16 protein-coding genes are annotated in these 19,697 nt (G+C 67.0%); 4 read left to right on the plus strand and 12 right to left on the minus strand.

The features are described from left to right. Window positions 1-245 precede the first annotated feature (245 nt). Window positions 246-419: a CsbD family protein gene (locus tag ACGFR7_RS31955; protein WP_393325883.1), complete on the plus strand. Its 174-nt coding sequence runs from the start codon at window positions 246-248 to the stop codon at window positions 417-419. A gap of 161 nt (window positions 420-580) precedes the next feature. Here the strand turns inward: ACGFR7_RS31955 and ACGFR7_RS31960 are convergent, their stop codons facing one another. From ACGFR7_RS31960 to ACGFR7_RS32005, 10 genes are all read right to left on the minus strand, one after another. After that, the gene (locus tag ACGFR7_RS31960; protein ID WP_393325885.1) at window positions 581-1,483 is read right to left on the minus strand and encodes a SigB/SigF/SigG family RNA polymerase sigma factor; all 903 of its coding nucleotides are present in this window, start codon (window positions 1,481-1,483) and stop codon (window positions 581-583) included. Window positions 1,484-1,665: 182 nt separating this feature from the next. Continuing rightward, entirely contained in the window at window positions 1,666-2,391 is a 726-nt protein-coding gene (locus ACGFR7_RS31965) for a nucleotidyltransferase domain-containing protein (protein ID WP_393325887.1), read from the minus strand. 82 nt (window positions 2,392-2,473) lie between these two features. Next, window positions 2,474-4,477, minus strand: a complete 2,004-nt coding sequence (locus tag ACGFR7_RS31970; protein WP_393325889.1) for a glycoside hydrolase family 15 protein — start codon at window positions 4,475-4,477, stop codon at window positions 2,474-2,476. 487 nt (window positions 4,478-4,964) lie between these two features. Continuing rightward, entirely contained in the window at window positions 4,965-5,192 is a 228-nt protein-coding gene (locus tag ACGFR7_RS31975; RefSeq protein WP_350254857.1) for a DUF6458 family protein, read from the minus strand. Between the two features lie 347 nt (window positions 5,193-5,539). Beyond that, complete coding sequence (locus ACGFR7_RS31980) at window positions 5,540-5,899, minus strand: ATP-binding protein (protein WP_393325891.1); 360 nt, start codon at window positions 5,897-5,899, stop codon at window positions 5,540-5,542. Window positions 5,900-6,123: 224 nt separating this feature from the next. Next, complete coding sequence (locus ACGFR7_RS31985; protein WP_393325893.1) at window positions 6,124-6,534, minus strand: ATP-binding protein; 411 nt, start codon at window positions 6,532-6,534, stop codon at window positions 6,124-6,126. A 226-nt stretch (window positions 6,535-6,760) separates the two neighbouring features. Next, a complete protein-coding gene (locus ACGFR7_RS31990; RefSeq protein WP_393325895.1) occupies window positions 6,761-7,114 on the minus strand; it encodes a PRC-barrel domain containing protein in 354 nt (117 codons plus the stop codon). Window positions 7,115-7,724: 610 nt separating this feature from the next. Further along, window positions 7,725-8,486: a thioesterase II family protein gene (locus ACGFR7_RS31995; protein WP_393325897.1), complete on the minus strand. Its 762-nt coding sequence runs from the start codon at window positions 8,484-8,486 to the stop codon at window positions 7,725-7,727. Between the two features lie 777 nt (window positions 8,487-9,263). After that, entirely contained in the window at window positions 9,264-9,950 is a 687-nt protein-coding gene (locus tag ACGFR7_RS32000) for a response regulator (RefSeq protein ID WP_393325899.1), read from the minus strand. After that, window positions 9,947-11,080: a sensor histidine kinase gene (locus ACGFR7_RS32005; RefSeq protein ID WP_393325901.1), complete on the minus strand. Its 1,134-nt coding sequence runs from the start codon at window positions 11,078-11,080 to the stop codon at window positions 9,947-9,949. Before ACGFR7_RS32005 ends, ACGFR7_RS32000 begins: the two co-directional genes overlap by 4 nt. Window positions 11,081-11,510: 430 nt before the next feature. On the opposite strand from ACGFR7_RS32005, the gene ACGFR7_RS32010 reads away from it, so the two are divergent. Together ACGFR7_RS32010 and ACGFR7_RS32015 are read left to right on the plus strand one after the other, a co-directional pair. Continuing rightward, window positions 11,511-12,338: a CPBP family intramembrane glutamic endopeptidase gene (locus tag ACGFR7_RS32010; protein WP_393325903.1), complete on the plus strand. Its 828-nt coding sequence runs from the start codon at window positions 11,511-11,513 to the stop codon at window positions 12,336-12,338. Between the two features lie 613 nt (window positions 12,339-12,951). Next, window positions 12,952-13,080: a DUF6408 family protein gene (locus ACGFR7_RS32015; protein WP_393325905.1), complete on the plus strand. Its 129-nt coding sequence runs from the start codon at window positions 12,952-12,954 to the stop codon at window positions 13,078-13,080. A gap of 56 nt (window positions 13,081-13,136) precedes the next feature. On the opposite strand, the gene ACGFR7_RS32020 is transcribed toward ACGFR7_RS32015, so the two are convergent. Together ACGFR7_RS32020 and ACGFR7_RS32025 are read right to left on the minus strand one after the other, a co-directional pair. Beyond that, window positions 13,137-15,251 carry a DNA/RNA helicase domain-containing protein gene (locus ACGFR7_RS32020; protein WP_393325922.1) on the minus strand — a complete coding sequence of 705 codons (2,115 nt, stop codon included), beginning with the start codon at window positions 15,249-15,251 and terminating at the stop codon, window positions 13,137-13,139. 410 nt (window positions 15,252-15,661) lie between these two features. Next, window positions 15,662-17,524, minus strand: a complete 1,863-nt coding sequence (locus tag ACGFR7_RS32025) for a DNA/RNA helicase domain-containing protein (RefSeq protein WP_393325907.1) — start codon at window positions 17,522-17,524, stop codon at window positions 15,662-15,664. 761 nt (window positions 17,525-18,285) lie between these two features. Here ACGFR7_RS32025 and ACGFR7_RS32030 point away from each other — a divergent pair. Continuing rightward, on the plus strand, window positions 18,286-18,825 hold the full coding sequence (locus ACGFR7_RS32030; RefSeq protein ID WP_393325909.1) for a hypothetical protein: 540 nt from the start codon (window positions 18,286-18,288) through the stop codon (window positions 18,823-18,825). Window positions 18,826-19,697 lie beyond the last annotated feature (872 nt).

Genomic DNA, 19,697 nt, shown 5'->3' on the forward strand with positions numbered 1-19,697 from the left:
TCCTAACCGGAAGCAGATGTGCTCAACATTCAGGCCCGGGAGGCTCGTGGTGCCGTACGCACCCGCAGGAGCCGTGAGTACCCCCGCATCCCGGGCACCCCTGGCATCCCTGGCATCCCTGGCATCCCGCTCCGTCGTTTGACGGGACAGTGCGGGCCCGTCGTTTGACGGGGCAACGCGGGCCCGTCGTTTGACGGGGCACTGCGGGGGCACGCGACAAGTGCCGCCAACGGAAGGACCTCACAATGAGTGCCAGCGAAAAGGTCAAGGCCATCGCCGAGCAGACCATCGGAAAGGTCAAGAAGGAAGCGGGACGCGCGGTCGGTAACGAGAGCGCCACTGCTGAGGGCTCCGCAAAGGAATCCCGGGGAGATCTCCGCGGAGCGAAGGAGAAGGCCAAGGACGCCTTCAAGCACTGACCGGGTACACACCACGCGGGAGGGGCCACGGCTTTCACGCCGTGGCCCCTCCCGCACATCCGGACATCCCGGCACCTCCGGCCACCTCCGGCACCTCCGGATGTCATCCCCCTTTTCGCCGATTTCGCTGCCGGCCCGGACCGAACCGGACCGGGCCGGCATCACATCTGGCTGAGCATCCCTCTGCGGAGCTGCTTGATGATGCGGGCGAGCAGACGCGAGACGTGCATCTGGGACACGCCGAGTACGGCTCCGATCTGGGCCTGCGTCATCTCCTGGCCGAAGCGCAGCTGGATGATGAGGCGATCGCGGTCGCTGAGCAGCTTCAGGAGTGCGGCCAGGGTGCACCGGTCCTCGACGTTCTCCGTGGCGGGGTCGGTCACGGCAAGGACGTCGGCGAAGGAGAGACCGCCGCCGTCCGGCCCCGCGTCACTGTCGCAGGACACGTTCAAGGAGATGGCCGAGTAGCCGTTGGCGGCCGTGATGCCCTCGATGACCTCCTCTTCGGTGAGCTGCAGATGTTCGGCCAGCTCTTTGACGGTGGGTTCCCGGCCCAGGAGCGTGGACAGTTGCTCCGTTGCCCGGGACAGATCCGCGCGGAGTTCCTGCAGGCGCCGGGGGACGTGGACGGCCCAGCTGGTATCGCGGAAGAACCGCTTGATCTCCCCGAGGATGTGGGGGATGGCGAAGGCCGCGAACTCCGTGCGGCGTGAGCGGTCGAACCGGTCGATGGCCTTGATCAGACCAATCGTGCCGACTTGGACGATGTCCTCGATCTGGTCACCGTGACTTCTGTACCGCGAGGCCACATAGCGCACCAAAGACAGGTTCATCTCGATGAGCGTGTTGCGGGTGTACTGATACTCGGCAGTGCCTTCATCGAGCTCCCCGAGCCGATCGAAGAACAGCGGCGACAAAGCCTTGGCGTCATGGGGAGCAACGCTCCTGGCATCCTCGACAGGAGGAAGCGTGGTGGAAGTTTCTCCGGCGCGCGGCGACGGCCCGTCATGGACCCTCTGCAGTTTCAGTTTCCCGTCCGATACGTCCTCGAAAACCGCGTTCATGATTCACCTCCGGAATTCAGGTCGTGTGAGCACGCCCATTGCCCGAGGCTGCGGTCCTTATGCATGCCGGCCGAATAATCACCCCGCGGAGTGGCGCAGCCGGTGTACCGGAAGAGCCATCCGCGAATTCCCCTCTCCCGGTATGACACGCCGGCAGGCCGTTGTGCTGCCCCATCGCCGGATCAGATATCCCAGCGCTGTGTGTACCCCTCCCGCAACGGTCCACCGATCAGATCGAGGACCTGCGTGACCGCAGTCGCCATGGGCATCGGGTCGGCACGTTCGGCGACGGCCTGATGGCCGTCCAACAGAGCCGTGCCTCGTGCCGGGTCCGCGCTCAGCAGTCTGCGGGGAAGCCACTTGCCGATTCCCGTCCATGCACCGTGGTGAGCCGTGAGAAGGTGTGCCGCCTCGCGCAGGGCGTGGTCGGCCAGGGAAAGCTGTTCGTACCTGTTGGCCGGTGCGGCGTCGACAAGGTCGTCCAGGTAGCAGGTGAGGACGTAGCGACCGTGTTCCCGCTCCGCCGGAGTGAGCGGGGAAGGGCCGGTCGCGATGACCGCTCGGGCCCGTTCACGCGTACGGGCCACCTGGCCATGGGGGTCGGTCAGAATCAGGCCTTCGTCATAGAGGAACAGGACCGTGCCCCGGCGGCGGGCTCTGTCCCATGCGAAGAACTCCGCAATGTCCCCGACGGTGTGCAGGAACAACTCGGCCAGGCGCCCGTCGTGGCGGATCACTTCCCGGCGGCTGGTGTCCGGGTCCGGGAGGAGGATGGCGACGTCCAGATCGCTGGCCGGGGTCGCCCGGCCCTGAGCAGCGGAGCCTCCGAGCATGGCGCCCGCAGCGTGCGGGAAGCGCTCGGTGACCAAACGTAAAGCGTGATCCTCGACGGTCTCTTGATCATTCATGGGCGCTCATCGTGCCGGCCCCGTGCCTCGGTCGCCAGGCAGTATCCGCCGGTACAGGACCGGCCACGCGGAGTCGGGCGGCTCACCCCATGAAATCGTCCAGGCTTGTGGCCGCACTGATCAGCGCGAGGTGGGTGAATGCCTGGGGGAAATTCCCCAGGTGGTCGCCCGTCATCCCGATCTGCTCCGCGTACAGACCGAGGTGATTGGCGTAGGTGAACATCTTCTCCAGTGCCACCCTCGCCTCGTCGATCCGACCGGAGCGAGCGAGTGCCTCGACCCACCAGAACGAGCAGATCGAGAAGGTCCCCTCGGTGCCGTGCAGGCCGTCGGGAGACTCTTTCGGGTCATAGCGGAATACCAGGCTGTCCGTGACGAGACTCTTACCGATCGCGTGCACGGTGGAGCGGAATCGCGGATCCTTGGGCGACAGGAATTTGACCATCGGCAGCACCAGGAGTGAGGCGTCCAGAATGCTCTCGGGCGACTGTTCCGGGTCGCCGCTGAGGCGTTGGACAAAGGTCTGATCCCGGTCGCTCCAGCCTTGGTTCATGATCTGGTGGTAGATCTTGTCGCGTTCCGACATCCAGCGCCCCAGATCACCCGGCAAACCGCGCTGCCGGGCCATTCTGATCATGCGCTCCACCGCTACCCAGCACATCACCCGTGAATAGGTGTGACGCTGCTGTCCGGCACGGGTCTCCCAGATTCCCGCATCGGGACTGTCCCAGTGCTCCAGGAGCCAGTCGAGGATGCTGCACAGATCCATCCAGCTCTCGTGGGAAATGCCGTCGCCGTGCTTGTTGAACAGATAGATGGAGTCGAACAGTTCACCGTAGATGTCCAGCTGGAGCTGGTCCGCCGCGCCGTTCCCCACACGGACGGGAGCAGAACCGCGGTAGCCCTCCCAGTGGTCGAGGACCTGCTCGGGCAGCGCGGCACCTCCATCGATGGAATAGAGCACCCGCAGCGGGCCGCGATCACCGTCGCGGGGCTTACGCAAACACTCGGTGAGCCAGCCGATGAAAGCCTGTGCCTCACGGGTGAAGCCCAGCCGCAACAGGGCGTGGAGGGAAAAGGCCGCGTCGCGTATCCAGACGTAGCGATAGTCCCAATTCCGTTCACCACCGACCTGTTCGGGGAGGCCGAGGGTCGGCGCGGCGACGATGGCGCCGGTGGGCTCGTGGGTCAGGAGCTTGAGCGTCAGCGCGGAGCGGTGCACCATTTCGCGCCAGCGGCCGGTGTAGGTGGACTGACTCAGCCACTGGCGCCAGAACCGTACGGTGGACTGGAACAGCTCCTCGGCCGCCGGCGCATCGACCAGGTCGACGGTCGGTTCAGCGCGGGCGGGCCCGGCACAGGTGGGGTCGGCGTAGGCGGGGTCGGCGTAGGTGGGGTCGGCGTAGGCGGGGTCGGCGTAGGTGGGGTCGGCGCAAGTGGCTTCGATACAGCTGGAATCAGCACCGGTGGGCTCGGCACAGGTGGGCTCGGTGGGCTCCAGGACAAAGAGCACCGACTGGCCTGCTGTCAGACCGAATTCACTGACCGCGTCCTGACCCTCGACTTGGAGGCTGACACTGGCCTGGAGCGAGAGCTCCTGTGCCTCACTCGTAAAACGCACACCGTGCGGCTGGGATTCCACTTTGTGCGGATCCCGGCCGTAGTTCATCCGGGGTGCGATGACCGCTCGGATACGCGTGCTGCCCCGCACGCTGACCACCCGCCGCACCAGCCGCTGCCGGTGATTCCGGTCGCCCTCTGCCCTTATCGGCATGAAGTCCTGGATTTCGACGATGCCGTTCTCGGTCAGCATCCGCGTCATCAGTATGTTGGTGTCGGGAAAGTAGTACTGCTGCCGTTTGGCCACCTCCCCGACGGGGCTGATGCGCCAGTGGCCACCGTTCCGTGCGTCGAGCAGCGAGCCGAAAATACTGGGCGAATCGAAACGCGGGGCACAGAACCAGTTGATCCCGCCGTCGGTCCCGACCAACGCGGCTGTCCGTAGATCGCCGATCATCCCGTGCTCGGCGATGGGGAGATAGTGCTCGCTCCCGGCCCCGTCCTCCGGTGTTTGACGGCAACTCACGCGTCACCCCCCGCCGCCACTGTCCGCCTACGGATTCCCCCGGAGCGGGCCGTGGGGGAACACGGTGCCGTCAACACCGCTCCGCCGGAATGCCACTCCGCGCGGAGGGGGCTCGCCTTCTGCGGGACGGACGCTGTGCCTGCGCCTGGGCCTTCCGTGCGGGCCGTGCGGGCCGTGCGGGCCGTGCCATGGTCTTCCATCAACTGCCTTTCTCGGCCATACGGCGCTCCGCCCGCTGCTGCTCCGCACCGCCACTGCAGGCACCCATGAAAGAACGGAGGTGCGGCAACCCGGGAGCACGGCTGGAGACCTTTTCTGGGAACCCTGGGAGTCCTGGGAGTTCCGGGAGTTCCGGGAGTCCTGGGACACTCCTGGCGCTTCTGGGACGCCGGGTCCGGTTCCACACGCCGCCCGTCGTTCACCGGTCGGTCCGCCGGGCCTGCCTACTCCGGTATACGCCGCTTACGCCAATGGGCCGATGGGTCGTTCACCGGTACGTACGTGTCTCCTCGACATCGACCACCGGAGCTCCGGGAGCCGGCGGCTGGACCCGCCGCCGCTTGAGGATGCTCACATAGGCCGCCAGACCGATCACTCCAACGGCCATCATGATGAGCCCGACCAGGTCGAGATTGACGCCGGACAGGTGCCAGTCCACTGCGAACGTCAAGATGGCACCCACCGCGATCAGCCCGATGCATCCGCCGATACCCATGATCGTCGTCTCCCTCCGGTAGGCAAGTACTGCTGAACTCGCGTATGCCCCGGCCGAACTCATTCATGAGTCGCGGCGGTTGCGGGTTACCGGGATCGCCCTGCCGGCTGCGGGGGCCCATCCTGCCCGGTGCGGATGAAGGCCCTGCCGGGAGCACCTGCCGGGAGCAGATGAATGACCTGGCCCGGGGTGGATGACCGCCGTACGGCCCACCGCCATGCCATGCCACGCCATTCCCTGCCACAGCTGGCGAAGAGGACGGCAAACAGGAGGCACCGGCCGCCGCGGGACCGAGCCCGGCCGGACCGCAACCACGGCCGGACGGCGCCCAGGCCGGGCCGAAGGCGTCAGAGGGGCAAAGTCACTCGGATGGTCTTGCCGGTCGCGGTCACGTCGATGTCGATGGTGCGGGCCAGCCGTTGCACCAGGGGCCAGCCGTACCCGCCCGTGGTGCCGGGGTCACGAGGGACGGCAGTGGCGGGACAATGCTCGCTTCGGTCTTCGACCGCCAGCTCCAGATATCCGTCGATGATCCGCGCGGTGAACCCGATGAGCCCGCCACCGTGCCGCTGGGCATTGGTGACCAGCTCCGTGGTCACCAGGAGGGCATCGACAAGGGCCAGGTCATCGACCGGGACGCCTGCCCTGTGCAGCAGGTCGTGCACAAAGTTGCGTGCCTCGGCCGCTCTGGCAGGTACTCCCCGCATCACGTCTTCCACCTCAATGCACCGCACCGTGCCGGCGACGCCGTATCCCTTGCCCCGCCCGCCAGGCGGGGACTGCCGACCGGGGCGTTCTCCCGCGCGGCAGGACGGTAATACTCTCAGGCCCCGTTGCCGACGCCGCGGCGGGTAGGACGCAAGGGGCGGCACGCGTCACAGGACACGGCACACAGCACACACAGCCGACGAGGGTGAGATGCGCGGCGGTGTCACACCGGCGAGGACGTCAGCGGTCCAGGCGGGGCGAAGGTGAGGGGAATGGTCACCGTAATGGCCTTACCGTCCGAGGTGGGAATGATGACGACGCAGGCGGTCAGTTGCTGAATCATCGGCCATCCATATCCACCGACCGCAAATTTTTCGCGCCCGATGGCCGTGACAGGTTGCCGACGACTGCGATCTGCGACGGTCACTTCCAGGCGATCGCCCACGATCCGGGCGGAGAAACCGGACAGTCCGTCTCCATGACGCTGGGCATTGGTGACCAATTCCGAGGTGACCAGCAGGGCGTCAATCATGGAAATTTCGTCGATGGCCGGACGGTGAGCGCTCAGTAGCTCCTGAACATGGTCGCGGGCCTCCGCCGCTTTGTTCACCGGGGCCTGCTGCGCACCTGTCACACCTCTCACCTCCCGCCTGATCCATCTCCACGCCGTGGAGTTCCACTGCCGCCCCACCCGAGGGCCGCGTAGAAGGCTACTTCGACGAGAGGGTTCTCCGACGGCTGCCCCGTATCCGAGGATTTATGCCCCCCTCGCGACGCGGCGTGGGGGAACGCTCCGGAGGGGAGCCGGTGGCGGACCGGCCAACCCGCCGGTGGCCGGCCCATTCGGCTCCGAGTACGCCTCATACAAGAGGAAATCCACCGAAATAAACCCCCACCTGATGAAGGTAGTCAGGGCTGCTCGCGTGCTCATCCCCTTCAAAGGCGGGCGCGTCTTTGATCTCTTGCCTGGTGCGGCCGACGTAGACCTTCTCCTCTTCCTGGTCGATGCCGGTCACCGTGCCGGCCGGCAGCACGATGCGCTTCCCGAGGATCCAGGGACCGGTGTCGACGACGAGGTGCGCGGAATCCACCTCATCGGAATGCTTGTCGACCTTGCCGATACTCCCGTCAATGGCTTCGACGCTGTATCCCACCAGAGTCGTGCCCGCTCGGTACCCGGAGTCGGGAAGGTATCCCCAGACAGTGGAACTCATGCGAAATCCCTTCGACGCGAAGCGACGCGATAGCAGGCTTTACTCCGTCTCCGTTTCTTCCCCTGACAAGGGGAACGGTGACGGGCTCCTTTCAGCATGTCGGTCATCCCGACAGTGCTCGGCTGCCCCGAGACCCGCATCCAAAACAGCGGGGGAAACGGCCCGCCACCCGTCCGGCGTCATTGACCGGCAGAGGAAGGGCGCGAACCGGCCGTCTCTCGGTAAATGGATGGCCCCCGCGCGGGGTCGGAAGTGCACCGCCCTTGGTCGCACCCCTTCGCCGCCCCTTCGTCCCGTTCAAAGTTCCCGATGCCCGCCCGGAAGCTGCCGCTCGCGACGCCCCGCCGATGGGCGGACGCGAGACGAGGGCGCCCACCGGCCCCAGTCGAGGGCGACGATCCCTCCGAGGCCGCGCGCAACGGCTCCCCCGTTCCCCGACATCACCTCAACGGCCCGTCATGAACACCCGTTGCAGGCATCTGTCAGATCGCCACGTCACATCACATCGCGTCACGTCACACCACGTCACATCGCGCCGCGTCGCGTCACCTAACGTCGTGCTGCGGCCCTCCGCCGGCGTAAGCAGACTGCACCGACGTCACACCGTGCCTCACCCGAGGGCGTCGATCCGCTCACGAATGTCGCGGACCAGCTCGGCTTCGTGGGGGACGAGGTAGAAGTGCCCCCCGGGAAACGCGCGCGCATCGCAACGGGCCGAGGTCAGCTCTGCCCACGCCCGGACTTCGTCGGGTCTCGGCCCGAGGTCTTCCGTCCCGAAGTAGGCGACCACGGGAATGTCCACGGCAGGAGCCTTGGGCTCCGCCACATATCCTTCGACCAGCCGGTAATCCGCCCGGATCGGCGGCATGAACAGCTCACGCATCTCAGCGTCCCGCAAGAGCTCCGCCCCCGGTCCGCCGTGCCGACCGACCGTGGCAAGCAACTCCTCATCGGTGAGGTCCCCGTCACTGATGCGTCGCAGGAGATGGGGAGCGGCCCGGCTGGAGACGAGGAGCGCCGCCGGGCCCGCTCCGCGCCCGGCAAGCAGTGCAGCGACCTCGTGCGCCACGGAGGCGCCCATGCTGTGACCGAAAAATACCGTGCGGGGCGTCATATGAGGTGCCAGCTCATCGGCCACCCGACCGGCGAGCTCCGCAATGCTCGGCATGCCGGGTTCGGCGATGCGCTCCTCACGGCCCGGATAGCACACCGCACTCACTTCCCAGTCAGCCGGGAACTGCTGCGGCCAGGAGCGGTAGAAACTGGCCGAGCCACCGGCGTGCGGGAAGCAGACGAGCCGCAGCCGGGGTGCGGCCACCGGCCGGTAGATGCGCAGCCACCGCGTGGAGGGCCGGCCAGAGGAGAGAGACATACGCAAAAGCTTAGGTGCCGACCCCAGAGACGTGCCGGACGAGATCAACTTCCCCCGCAGAAGCTTTCCGCAATGGTCGCTGCGTCATCTTCCGCCTCCCGTCTCCCCGTTCGGCCGAGACGGCACGCTGCCCTGACGCCCATGGTCACCGCTCGGCTCCGCTGCCTGCGGCAGAGAAGAGCGTGCTTCCCGGTAGGTCCGGCACCGACGCCTACGCCGCCTCACCACCCGGGCCCCGGCAGCGGGGTCGCAGCCGGCGAAGCGGTCACGGCGAGGTGGTCGCTGTGGTCACCATCCTGCCGGTGCCCGGTGACATCAGCTCGGCCACCGAGCCGGCCTTCGCCGCTCCAGGCCCTGCACGGTGAGCATCACCGGAGGTGCGCGGACCCAGCACCTGGCCGCTCGGCTCCTCGGGCGTCAGCGGATCAGCCGCTCCTGCAACAGACCCCGTGGCGACCACGACCACGACCCCCGCGCCGGCGCGCCGGCCGGCCGGTCGTCGGCCCTCCGCCACCGCGCGACAACGGCCCAGATAATCCAAAATCCCGGACGACGCGCGGCCTTCGCGGTACGAGTCGCCCTGACGAGCCCTTGCCCCGTACGACAAGGACCTCGAGGACACGACCGGGATGCCCCCTTGCCGAGAAAACGCCGCTGACAGGGAAGCAGCCAAGGAGAAACTGGGAGAGGAACAGTCAAGGGGGGAGCGGGGACGAGCTGGGGACGAGCTGCTGTTGCGGGCCATCGGGGCGTGACCGGCCTGACGGGCTGATCAGGTCAGTCCGCACCCCCCGGATCAGCCATTCCCGTTTCAAAGGCCAGGACGACCGCCTGCGTGCGATTGCCGACGCCCAACTTGGCCAGCACATTGCCCACATGGGTCTTTACGGTCTCCAGGCTCACCACCATCCGGGCGGCGATGTCCTGGTTGGACAGCCCTCGTGCCATGAGACGCAGCGTCTCTGTCTCACGGCTCGTGAGCACAGTTGTCACGGAGGTGTCTCGCCGAACGGGCCGGGCCGCGGCCATCCGGCGGACCGCGTCCGGGAACAGCACCGAGTCGCCGGCCGCCACCAACCGGATGGCGTGCGCAATCTGCTGTGACGGGGCCCGCTTGCGGATGAACCCGCTGGCTCCGGCCCGCAGGGCGTCCCAGACGTACTCGTCATTCTCGAACGTGGTGATCACCACGACCTTCGGTGGGTCGGGCAGCGCCCGCAGCCGTCGGGTGGCTTCGATCCCGTCCACCCGCGGCATGCGCACATCCATCAGCACCACGTCCGGTCGCAGCCGGCTCACCGCGGCAACCACCTCGGCGCCGTCGTCAGCCTCGCCCACAACGTCCAGGTCGGGCTTGGCCGACAGCAGCGTCCGCAGACCGGTGCGGGTCAGCTCGTCGTCGTCCACGACGAGCACGGTCACGGGCGGGTCGGCGTCCGGGCCCGGTGCTGTGGAGGCGTTCATGACGCCGACCGTAGCGGTATCCGAACCAAGAGCCGCCACCTTGTCTCCCCCATGTCCCGACCGCCCCCGCCGCCGCTGCAGTCCCCGCCGCCGCTGCAATCGCTCTCCACGACCCCGGCGTGCGTCGTCCCCCGCAGCAGCCGCACCCGGTCCTCGATGCCCTGCACCCCCTGGCCCCCGGTCCGCTGCCGGGCAGGTGTCCTGGTACCGACCGGATTGGTCAGCTCCAGCTCCAGCCACCTGCCCCGCACCGTCGTCCGCAGCCGGATCCCGGCTTTCCCCCCGTGCCGCAGGGCATTGGTCAGCCCCTCCTGGACGACCCGGTACGCCTCCCGCGACACCGTGGCCGGCACCCTGGCCAGGTCGCCTTGAACCTCCACTGCCAATTCCGCGCCGGCTCCACGTACTCGCTCCACCAGCGGATCGAGATCCGCGAGGGTCGGCCGGGGCACTGTGGACGACCGTTCCTCCCGCAGCATCCCGAGTACGTGATCGAGATCGTCCATGGCGGCCCGCGATGTCTCCTCAATGCTGTTCAGGGCGCGCCTGGCACCCGCCGGGTCACTGTCCATCAGTTCCACCGCCACCGCCGCCTGGATCGTGGACGCCGTCAGGGTGTGCCCGATCGAATCGTGCAACTCCTGTGCCAGTCGGTTCCGTTGCGCCAACAGGTTCATCCGCTCCTCGGCGGCGGCCAGCCGCTCGCCGGGCCGGTGGCCGAGGAGCACCGACGCGAGCCGTCGAAGCAGCACCGCACCGCCGAGTGTGACCCCGGCCGCAAGCGCCAGGCATCCCACGGCCGGCAGCAACGCCCACATCCCCCGCCAGCCCTCCCCGATCCACAGGGACAGCCCGAAGACGGTCATGCGCTCCCCACCGCCGAGCCAGACCGAGGGAAACGCAACGGCTCCGAAGACGGCCAGGCACGAGACCGCCGTCACCACCCCACCGAGCAGCATGTGCGGCACCAACCACACCGCGGTGCGCAGCCGGTTGACCCAGCGCGGCCCCGTCGTGTCCACCGGCGCGGGCAGACCGGCCCCCAGCAGCCCGTTGGCCAGCCACACACTCGCGCGCCTGGCCGACAGAGGAGCGCCCATGGCCACGGTCACCACGGCGAACGCACACACGAAGCCCAGCACACGGAGCCCCGCCGGCCACCTTGGCGGCGCAAACAGCAGCGCCGCCGTCAGCGGCGGCAGACTCAACGCTGCGCCGAGGGCCGCATACACCCAGTCCCGGAACCCGGTCCCGCATGAAAGCGGGCGAATTATTTTCTGCACGGCCGGACCGTACCCCGGCGCCACCCCCGGTCGCCTCCCCCGAAAGGGCCAGAACTCAGCCGTAAAAGAGGGAATAAGCATTCACTCTCGACAGCGATGCGAATCCCTGCCGCCCGATGTGAGAGTGGGGAAGCCACAGAAGAAACAGCGGCGGAGAGAAGAACTCAACCAACTCGACCACGGGGACCGTGCCCCGAACGCGGGTACCGGAAACCCCCGAAGAGAAAGGCAGGCATTCGTGCTCGCCAGCCATGCGAAACCCATCGCCCCTAAAGGCGTGACGCTCTTCCTCCTCATCTCCTTCGCCGGAACCTGGCTCTGGCTGCTGTTCGCACGAGCGGGCCTGGGCCTGTCCCCGCTCCATCCCCTCCTGCAAATACCCGGCTTCTGTATGCCCGGAATCGCCGCAGTGGTGGTCCGCCGCTGGATCACAAAAGAAGGCTTCGCCGACGCCGGACTGAAACTCCGCCTCAAGACGGCCTGGCGCTACTACGTCCTGGCCTGGCTGGGCCCGCCGCTGATCGCTGCGGCCACCCTTGCTCTCGCCGCGGCGCTCGGCCTGTGGGACCCGGATCTGTCCGGCCCGGGCGGCTTACCCGGAACGAAAGAACTGGCGGCTGTCCTGGGCCTCATGATGGCGTCCGTGTTCCTCACCCCCCTCTACTCGGGTGAGGAATTCGGCTGGACCAGCTACCTCAGACCGCGCCTTTTCGGCGGCCGTACGGTGCCGTCCACCATCGCCACGGGGCTCATATGGGCAATCTGGCACTTCCCGCTGGCCTTCATCGGCTACGTCAAGTTCACGAACCTGGCGTACGGCCTGGCGGTGTGGATCCTGTCCTTCCAGCTCCAGGAGATCATTCTCATGTGGCTGTACCAGCGCAGCGGCAGCGTCTGGGCCGCGAGTCTGGCCCACGCCGGAAACAACATGGTCCTCTTCCTGATCCTCGGCGAAACCCTGGACGGGAGGGGAGGCCTGGGCCCAGTCACCCCCATGCTGCTGGCCCTCGTCCCCACGGCCGCCATCTGCCTGTGCCTCGTCGGCACCCGAAGACTGACCCGCGAACGCCGGACCGCGGACCTGCTGTCGGCTCAACTTCCATGAAGCGCACACGGTGAGCGACGCCCGAACGGCCGGTCTCAGCGAGCCTGGCGCCGGAGAACAAGCTCTGCGACGTGCGGGCGCGCCAAGCACGTGGCGGGCGGTGTGCGGTGACCATGACGACGCAAGGCCCGGAAGAGGAGACGACAGCATGCTGCAGTCACACACTTCTCAGGCCTGATCAACGAACCGCGGTCATACGAATACGCGCTTGAGCACCTGGTGAGGCGCTGATCCTGCGCGGCACGTTCCTATGGCTCGGGCCCCTGTACCTGCCGGTAGACATCGGACCGGCCTCCTGACGCACGCTTCGCCCCGGAACGCCGACACGATATCCCGACCCTGCCAGGGCAATGCGCGAGCAGGCGACTCGGTGGCTCCCTCAGGCGACGTGACCACTGCCGGACGACAGCCAGGAATCCGTCACGCTCAACACACATCTGCACTAATGTTGTTCATGCTGCGCACCTTCCCGGAGGGTATGTCGGCGGTGTTCGGTCCGATCCTCGGCTGTGACTGACGAGTGGTTTCCACCGCGTGCTGCACGTGGTGTGAGTGCGGATGCCCGGTAGGGCGATCCCTACCACTTCCAGCTCATGCCAAGGAGTGGTTACACATGAACCCCGTTGAGTACAAGCCTGCACGTCGTCACCGGGTTCGCGAGATCCTGGTCGACGTCGCTGTCAGTGTCATCGCCAATTTCGTGGTGGCGGCCCTGACCGCGGCAGCGAGCCTGGTCTTCTGACACAGGCATGTGGCGGGCCCGGAGAGCCCGCCACTCCGCATTTTTGGCGGGGTCCGTCAGAACAGCCGCAGATCCGGCTCCTGTGTAGCCGGCTTGCTCCGATCCCTGCGGGGTCGCTTTCCTCTCCGGGGCCGCGGCAGGTGCGGTAGGCGTGCCTCGGGCGGCAGGTTCTTCCAGGTGGGGCGCAGCCCGTGGACCTGAAGCTCACCGACGAGTTCCTTCAGGTAGGCCCGCGTCTCCTCATCCGTGGAGCAGAGCACGGTCGCACGGCTGGCCCGCGTCATGAGCACGTGATAGGCGTGGCGGACGAGCCGGGCGAACTCCTCGTCATCGACACTGCCGGCTCTCACCTTCGGGTCGAACGAGCCGGGTACGGCAACGCGCTTGACGCCCGGTTCCATACCCTTGCACTCCTTGCCCCGGCGGAACACCCATCGGTCGTCACGGCGCACCATGTCCTCACCCATGATCACACCGCACCAGTCCCACTCAAGTCCCTGTGCCGTGTAGACGCAGCCGATCTGGTCGAGGCCGTTCTCGTGCACGGACCAGATTTTCGACGGTGGTGCGTCGTTCTGGCAGAACGTGTCGCTGTCCGCGTTCCACGCCCTGTGCCAGTCACCGATGCGGACGTCGGCCTCCAACCGCCTCTCCTTGCCGAGCGGCTTCGTCCAGGGCCAGCAGTAGCCCGCAACCATGCGTGCGGAAGCGCCGGCCAGGGCTTCGGCGCGGATGATGCGTTCGAGTTCCTCCGGGGTGTCCGCCACCTCGACGTGCATCAGGCCGTCCGGTGTCCATTGCTCCGGCTCGCCGTCCGACACCCCGAGGACGGCGCGCACCCAGCGGATGTAAGCGTCGCTGCCGCCGCACCGGAACTGTTCCTGGAGGCCGTATCGCACGAGCCGGGCGTCGTGTCGCTCCGCCGCGTCCTCGATCAGGCCGACGGTGCCCACCTCGTTCGGCCGCACGGACTGGCACTCGTCCAGAAAGAACACCGTCAGACGGGACGCGTCGAGAAGCTCGTCCACCTGTGGTTGTCTGCCTTGCTGTTCGGGCTTCCAGAAACGGTTGGTCGAGCGGTCCCGCAGACGGTGCGCTTCATCGCAGATCAGCACGTCCAGCGGTGGGTCAGGCGGGGTGACGAAGCTGCTGAAGTAGGTGAAGCTCTCCCTGAACTGCCGGTCGCCGTAACCGACGTGTTCCTGGATCGCGCCGTTGAACGCCCTGCTACCGCTGGCATATTTGACCGTCCGGCCCTGGGCCTCCAACTCCGCTTTGATCTGCAGGCCGATGGCGCTTTTGCCGGTGCCGGCGCCACCGGTCACCAAGAAGACCACGCGCCGGTCGTCCGGGACAAGGGCGGGACGCTGGGGGTCCGGGAGGGCCTGACAAGCGGTGTCCAGGATCTGGTCAGCGACCTTCTTCTGCCGACCGCGCAGCGTGAAGACGGTGTCATCTCCACGGGACCGAATCATGGCATCGAGCAAGGGCGTGTTGCGCAGACCCATGCTCCGTAGGAGTATCTCGGCCGCGGAGGCGCCCCCTTCATCAGCGAAGTTCCTCCGGAGATCGGACAGCAGCGCTTCGCGCCGGTCGTTCGTATACACGTGCGCATAGGCGCCGGTCGGCGCATCCACGTCGAGCAGGGCCCGCACGGACTCATCGGTGGCGTTGTGGAGGTAAGCGAATCCGCCGCATTCGAAATCGAGCCCGTTCAGCGGCCCGCTGTCACTCGTGAAAGCCTCGTAATATTCCCGCAGTTGAACGGCAGGGTGTTTCTTCCTGCCCATCCCCGGTACGTGGACCAGCTCCGCGGTGGCCTGTTCCACCCTGGTCACCATCGACCAACGCTTCAACTCGACCAGTTGCACGGACAGCCGACGCTCCTGGGGATGATGGCCCACGAGAACGACATCGATGAGTCGGGGGTCACCCGCCCGTTCGGCCTCGTCGAGTGTGGCAGCGCACTCGACGATCATTTCCACGTTGCCTCGACCAGCGGCGACCAGGTCACTGGCGAGGCTCACCAGGCTTTCCGCCCACGCGGAACGCTCCGTCAGCGAGGCGTCAGCACCTCGGAAGTGGCGCCATCGGGCGGCGAGGTGCGGCACCATACGACGCCTTGCATTCAACGTAAGCAGATCTTCAGCCGCCAACTTCAGCAGCAGCATGGACACGAGGTGGTTCCCCCTGGGCACGAGTGACTCGTGCGGGTGGGGGCATGTCCTCGTGGGAAGCCCGTCGGGCCGCAACCGGTACCGAAGATCTTAGGGATACGACCGCTTACCGGGAAACTCAGCGGCGTTGTCGGCCATGACCGCGGGCATCGTGGCCGGATCACGCCGTCAGTGGCATGAGGCTTGTCCGGACGGTGGCCCTAAGGGTCCTTCTACCGTTGCGTGAAGGCGGCGACGCCTGATGGCAAGCGAAACCCATGGAACACCCGCAGAGGGAATGCGGATCCCGACGGCCCCGAGTGGAGGGTCGACATGCTGCGATGCCGAACGAGAGGGCCCGTTCCGGCCCTCCTCCTGCCGGGCTTCCCGCCGTGCGTTCAGCCCGTGGCGTATTCCGGTCCCAGTCAGCCACCCACCAGTTCCCGCAGCTTCTCCCGGGTCTCCGGATCCGTTGAATAAACGATCGTGCCGATCATGCCTCGGGTCAGCAGCACCTTGTAGGTATTGCGGATGAGTCGGTCCACATCGGCCTCCGGGGTGGACTTCTTGAAGACCGGGTCCCTGGACGCCGTGCGGTCCGTGACCCATCGGTCACCGCGCCAGACCAGATCGGGGCCGATGATGACGCCGGACCAGTCGTACTCGAAGCCCTGGGCGGTGTAAACGCAGCCGATCTGCCCGAAGCCCGCCGGATCGGTGGCCCACAGGGCGGACGGGGGCGCGCCGGATACGGAGCGGTCGCCTCGCAGATTCCAGGGACGGGCCCAGTTTCCGATGACGACGTCAGCCGGAAGTGGTGCGCCGGGCCTGGGCTCCGGGGACCAACGCCAGCAGTAGCCGGCTGACATACGGGCGCTGTTGTTCTCGGCCCGCCGGGCGTCAAGGAACGCTTCCATCTCCTGCGGACTGTCGGCGACCAGCAGCCGCATGCGATCGTCTGGCTTCCACGGCGCCGGGCCGCCGGGCTGCAGGTCGAGTAGCCGTACTACCCAGCGCAGATAGGCATCGCTGCCGCCGCAACGGAACTGGCTCTCCAGCGGAACGACACGGCAGCCCAAGCCCTTGTCTGCCGCAGCCGTCTTGATTTCGTCCAAGGTACCCATCTCGCCCGGTCGCACCACCTGGTGCTCGTCCAGAAGAAAGACAGGGACAAGGGCAACGTCGATGAGTTCGTCGATCTGCCGCCTGCCGGTGCGGTGTGCCGCAGGCGTGTAGCGGTTGGCGGAGGTCTCACGGATGCGGTGGGCCTCGTCGCAGATCAGGACATCGAGGCTGTTCTCCTCTGTGGTCATGAAGCTGTTGAAGTACTTGAACAGCTCCTGCACCTCTCGCTTGCGGGTACCCGCGACCTTCCGCATCGTCTTGGTGAACGACTGGGAGCCGGTGGCGTGCAGGGCCGGGACACCCTGCCGGTACAGCTCGCCGAGCAAGGAAAGCGCGATGACGCTCTTGCCGGTGCCGGGCCCCCCGGTGACCACCACGATCTCCTTGTGGTCGGACTCCTTTGCCTTGCGCACAGCGTTGAGCACGCATCGGTACGCGACCTGTTGTTCGTCGAGAAGGACGAACTGCTGGCGGTCACGCACTTCTTGGGCCGCTACTGCCATCAATTGTCTCGAGGGGACGGTCTTGGCCGCCTGCAGTTCGTCGGCGGCGAGGGCGCCCGGGTGTTTGTCGCTGAGCCTGGCGCGGAGGTGATCGAGGAAATCTCCGCGCCGATCGCCGGTGAACAGCTGGCCACGGTCGTCGAGCTCTATCGTGCGCAGACCGCTGACGCCGGCATGAGTGGCATTGTGGAGGAACGCCACTCCGCTGACCCGGCCGGGATGCCCGGCCACCGCCCCATTGAAGTTCACGAGGTACTCGCAGTAGCGCCGAACCTGCTCTATGGGGTTGAGGACCGGATGTGCGTACGCGTCGATACGGCACAGAACCGGGTCGTCCTCGTCAGGTACGGCCTGGCTCCACTGCTTCAGCTCCACTACGACGTACGACGGCTCCCCCGTCACCGGATGCACTCCGGCAAGCACGACGTCGGCGCGTTTACTGTTCAGCGGGAGTGCGTACTCCAGCATGACCTCCACGTCCCCCAGGCCCGCGTCGTTGAGCGCGGCGGCCAGAATGGGGATGCTGCGCTCCCAGGAACGCACCTCCGAGGTCGTGGGCCGGTAGCCGTGCATGTGGACGAACTGGTCGGTGGGGTGCGGGAACAGCGAACCGTCGAGCGCCTTGACGGCGACCGTTTTCGCGGACGCGCGGAACAGCAAGTACTTCCCCCAGGCAGCACGAAGTGACTCGTGCGGGTGGGGGCGTGTCCTTCAAGACTCCACCGGGTGGAGCGGAAGCCCGTCGGGCCGCGTTGACGATGTCTCCGAGGGTACCTGGCAGCACAGACAGCCACGTCGGTGGCCACAGGGCCTCAGGACCGCCGCTTCCGGTGTCTCCTGTCATGCCGCCGCCGTAGCGGGCGAGAGGGCACGGACACGCGCCAGACATGAGGGCGTACGTCCTCTTGCGCCGTTTCGGTCACGCCCTGTCGCACCTACGACTACCGTCCGCTGATATCTGCAAATTGAGAGGGCCCCTACGAGCCCCCTCATCCTTCACTTCCTCACCCTCCAGGAGTCCGACGTGAGTGGCCGCCCCTCGTTCCCCACCCCCAGGTCGGCCCCAGTAGAGGCCATGACCGCGCCTGAGATCGACGAAGCCTTGGCCGCGCTGGCACGTTGCTCGGCCGTCCTCCTCCAGGAGTCGCAAACCGAGCAGCAACGCATGGAGGAGTTGAACGAGCTCAACGAAGCCGGCATCCAGCAGCAACGCCGAAGGCCAGGGATCGCGGTACGACGCGGACTACGCCCTCCGCTCTGTCCGTCTGGGGCTGGCCATCCGGTGCGCGAAGGCACACCGCGACGCCGCGCATGAATTCGTCTGCTGGTGGGTGGACGCAGCCGTGACGGCATGGAAATCTGCGGTCCACGGAACACCCATGCCATACGCACGCCTGGGCGCCGCCGCCCCGGACACTCTGATGCCCGATGACGACCTGGCGGTCCTGCCTGACGTGGATGAGCAGACGCGGACGCTGCTGGAGCTCGGCTCCTTCCTGGGCGCACCCCAGTCGGGCGCGGTCCCCGACAACGGCGACGACCTCGCCGCCATGACCACTAACCTGGCAGCCCGTTCCGGCCTGTCCATTCGGCGGAATGACACAGGCGCTATCGAGGTGGTGGACGACGTCGATCCGGAGGCGCGGCGCCGTCGTCTCTGGGGAGACTGCTGGCTTGAGCTCGGCATTCCGGCGCTTCCCAGCCCCGGCAGCGAACTCGACGCCCTTCTCGTCCGCGCCCCGGGCGAAGTCGCGGACCGCCTGCTGAACACGTCCCGGGCAGTCGTCAGTGCAGCCATGGCCAGACTGCGCCTGTCGGAGTTGGAAGACACCGGGGCACGCTGGACACCGGCGGAGATCGACGAGTACGACCAACTCTCCGCTCAGCACGACCGTTTGACGCAGCTCCTCGCTGACTACGCGCGGGCCGTCACCGAGAGCCTGCCCGATATGCGGGCCTAGCGGAGTGATCACGGCAATCCTGGTAGTGCGCACTGACTGCCGTCTCGCCGGTCAGCGGTCGGCGCGCTGCTCGGCGTACCGGACTGCGCATTCGGTGACACGCCACCAGGAGTTCGCCACCACCGATCCCGTCGCATCCGCTCTCCGGCCCGAGGAGAGCAGCCCGGCCCGTACCTGCGTGACGGCTACGAGGCGCTCCTCCGCTTCTGGGTGTCCGGTCGGAGATCACGCCCGGCATGACGGCCAACGGGACGAACCCTCCGGCATCGTGGCTCAGGCCGGTCTCACCCTCGGACACACCCCTTTGACGGCCACTACAGGTACATGCGTAACCACACCGACCGGCTGAACCTGGCGGCACGCCTCTCCCCGAAGCGGTAGAGAGATGCCCTCTTGACGCCACGCGGTGTAGTCGAAGCGCATTGCCGACGCGGCCAACACCAGCCAGCCCGTCTTCGGGGCCGCAACAGCAGACCGGTCGCCACCAGTACGCCCATTTCGCTTGGAGCCGCCCAGCAGCTGGATCAGCACACCAGGGATCGCCCACAGCATCCATGATCGCGACCGCGTGGGTGTCGGTCATGCCGGCCTTGATGGTGTCGACGTACACCTTCGCCACCGGCGGGACCCGGCCCTCTCGTACGGCTGCCATGGCACGCCGTCCTTTCCGTCGGGTTGGCGCTGACAAGCAAGGAGGTCGGGCATCTCAAGGCCGCGCGCAGGCCGAACCTCCGGTGCAAGCTGCAAGCTGCAAGGTCATCCAGAGAGCAAACGGCACCGGAACGCAGAAAAGCCCCGCACCATAAGGTGCGGGGCTTTCCCACAATGATTGTTCGGCGGCGTCCTACTCTCCCACAGGGTCCCCCCTGCAG

The sequence above is a fragment of the Streptomyces sp. NPDC048516 genome (assembly GCF_043199875.1).
In the GTDB taxonomy this organism is placed as follows: domain Bacteria; phylum Actinomycetota; class Actinomycetes; order Streptomycetales; family Streptomycetaceae; genus Streptomyces.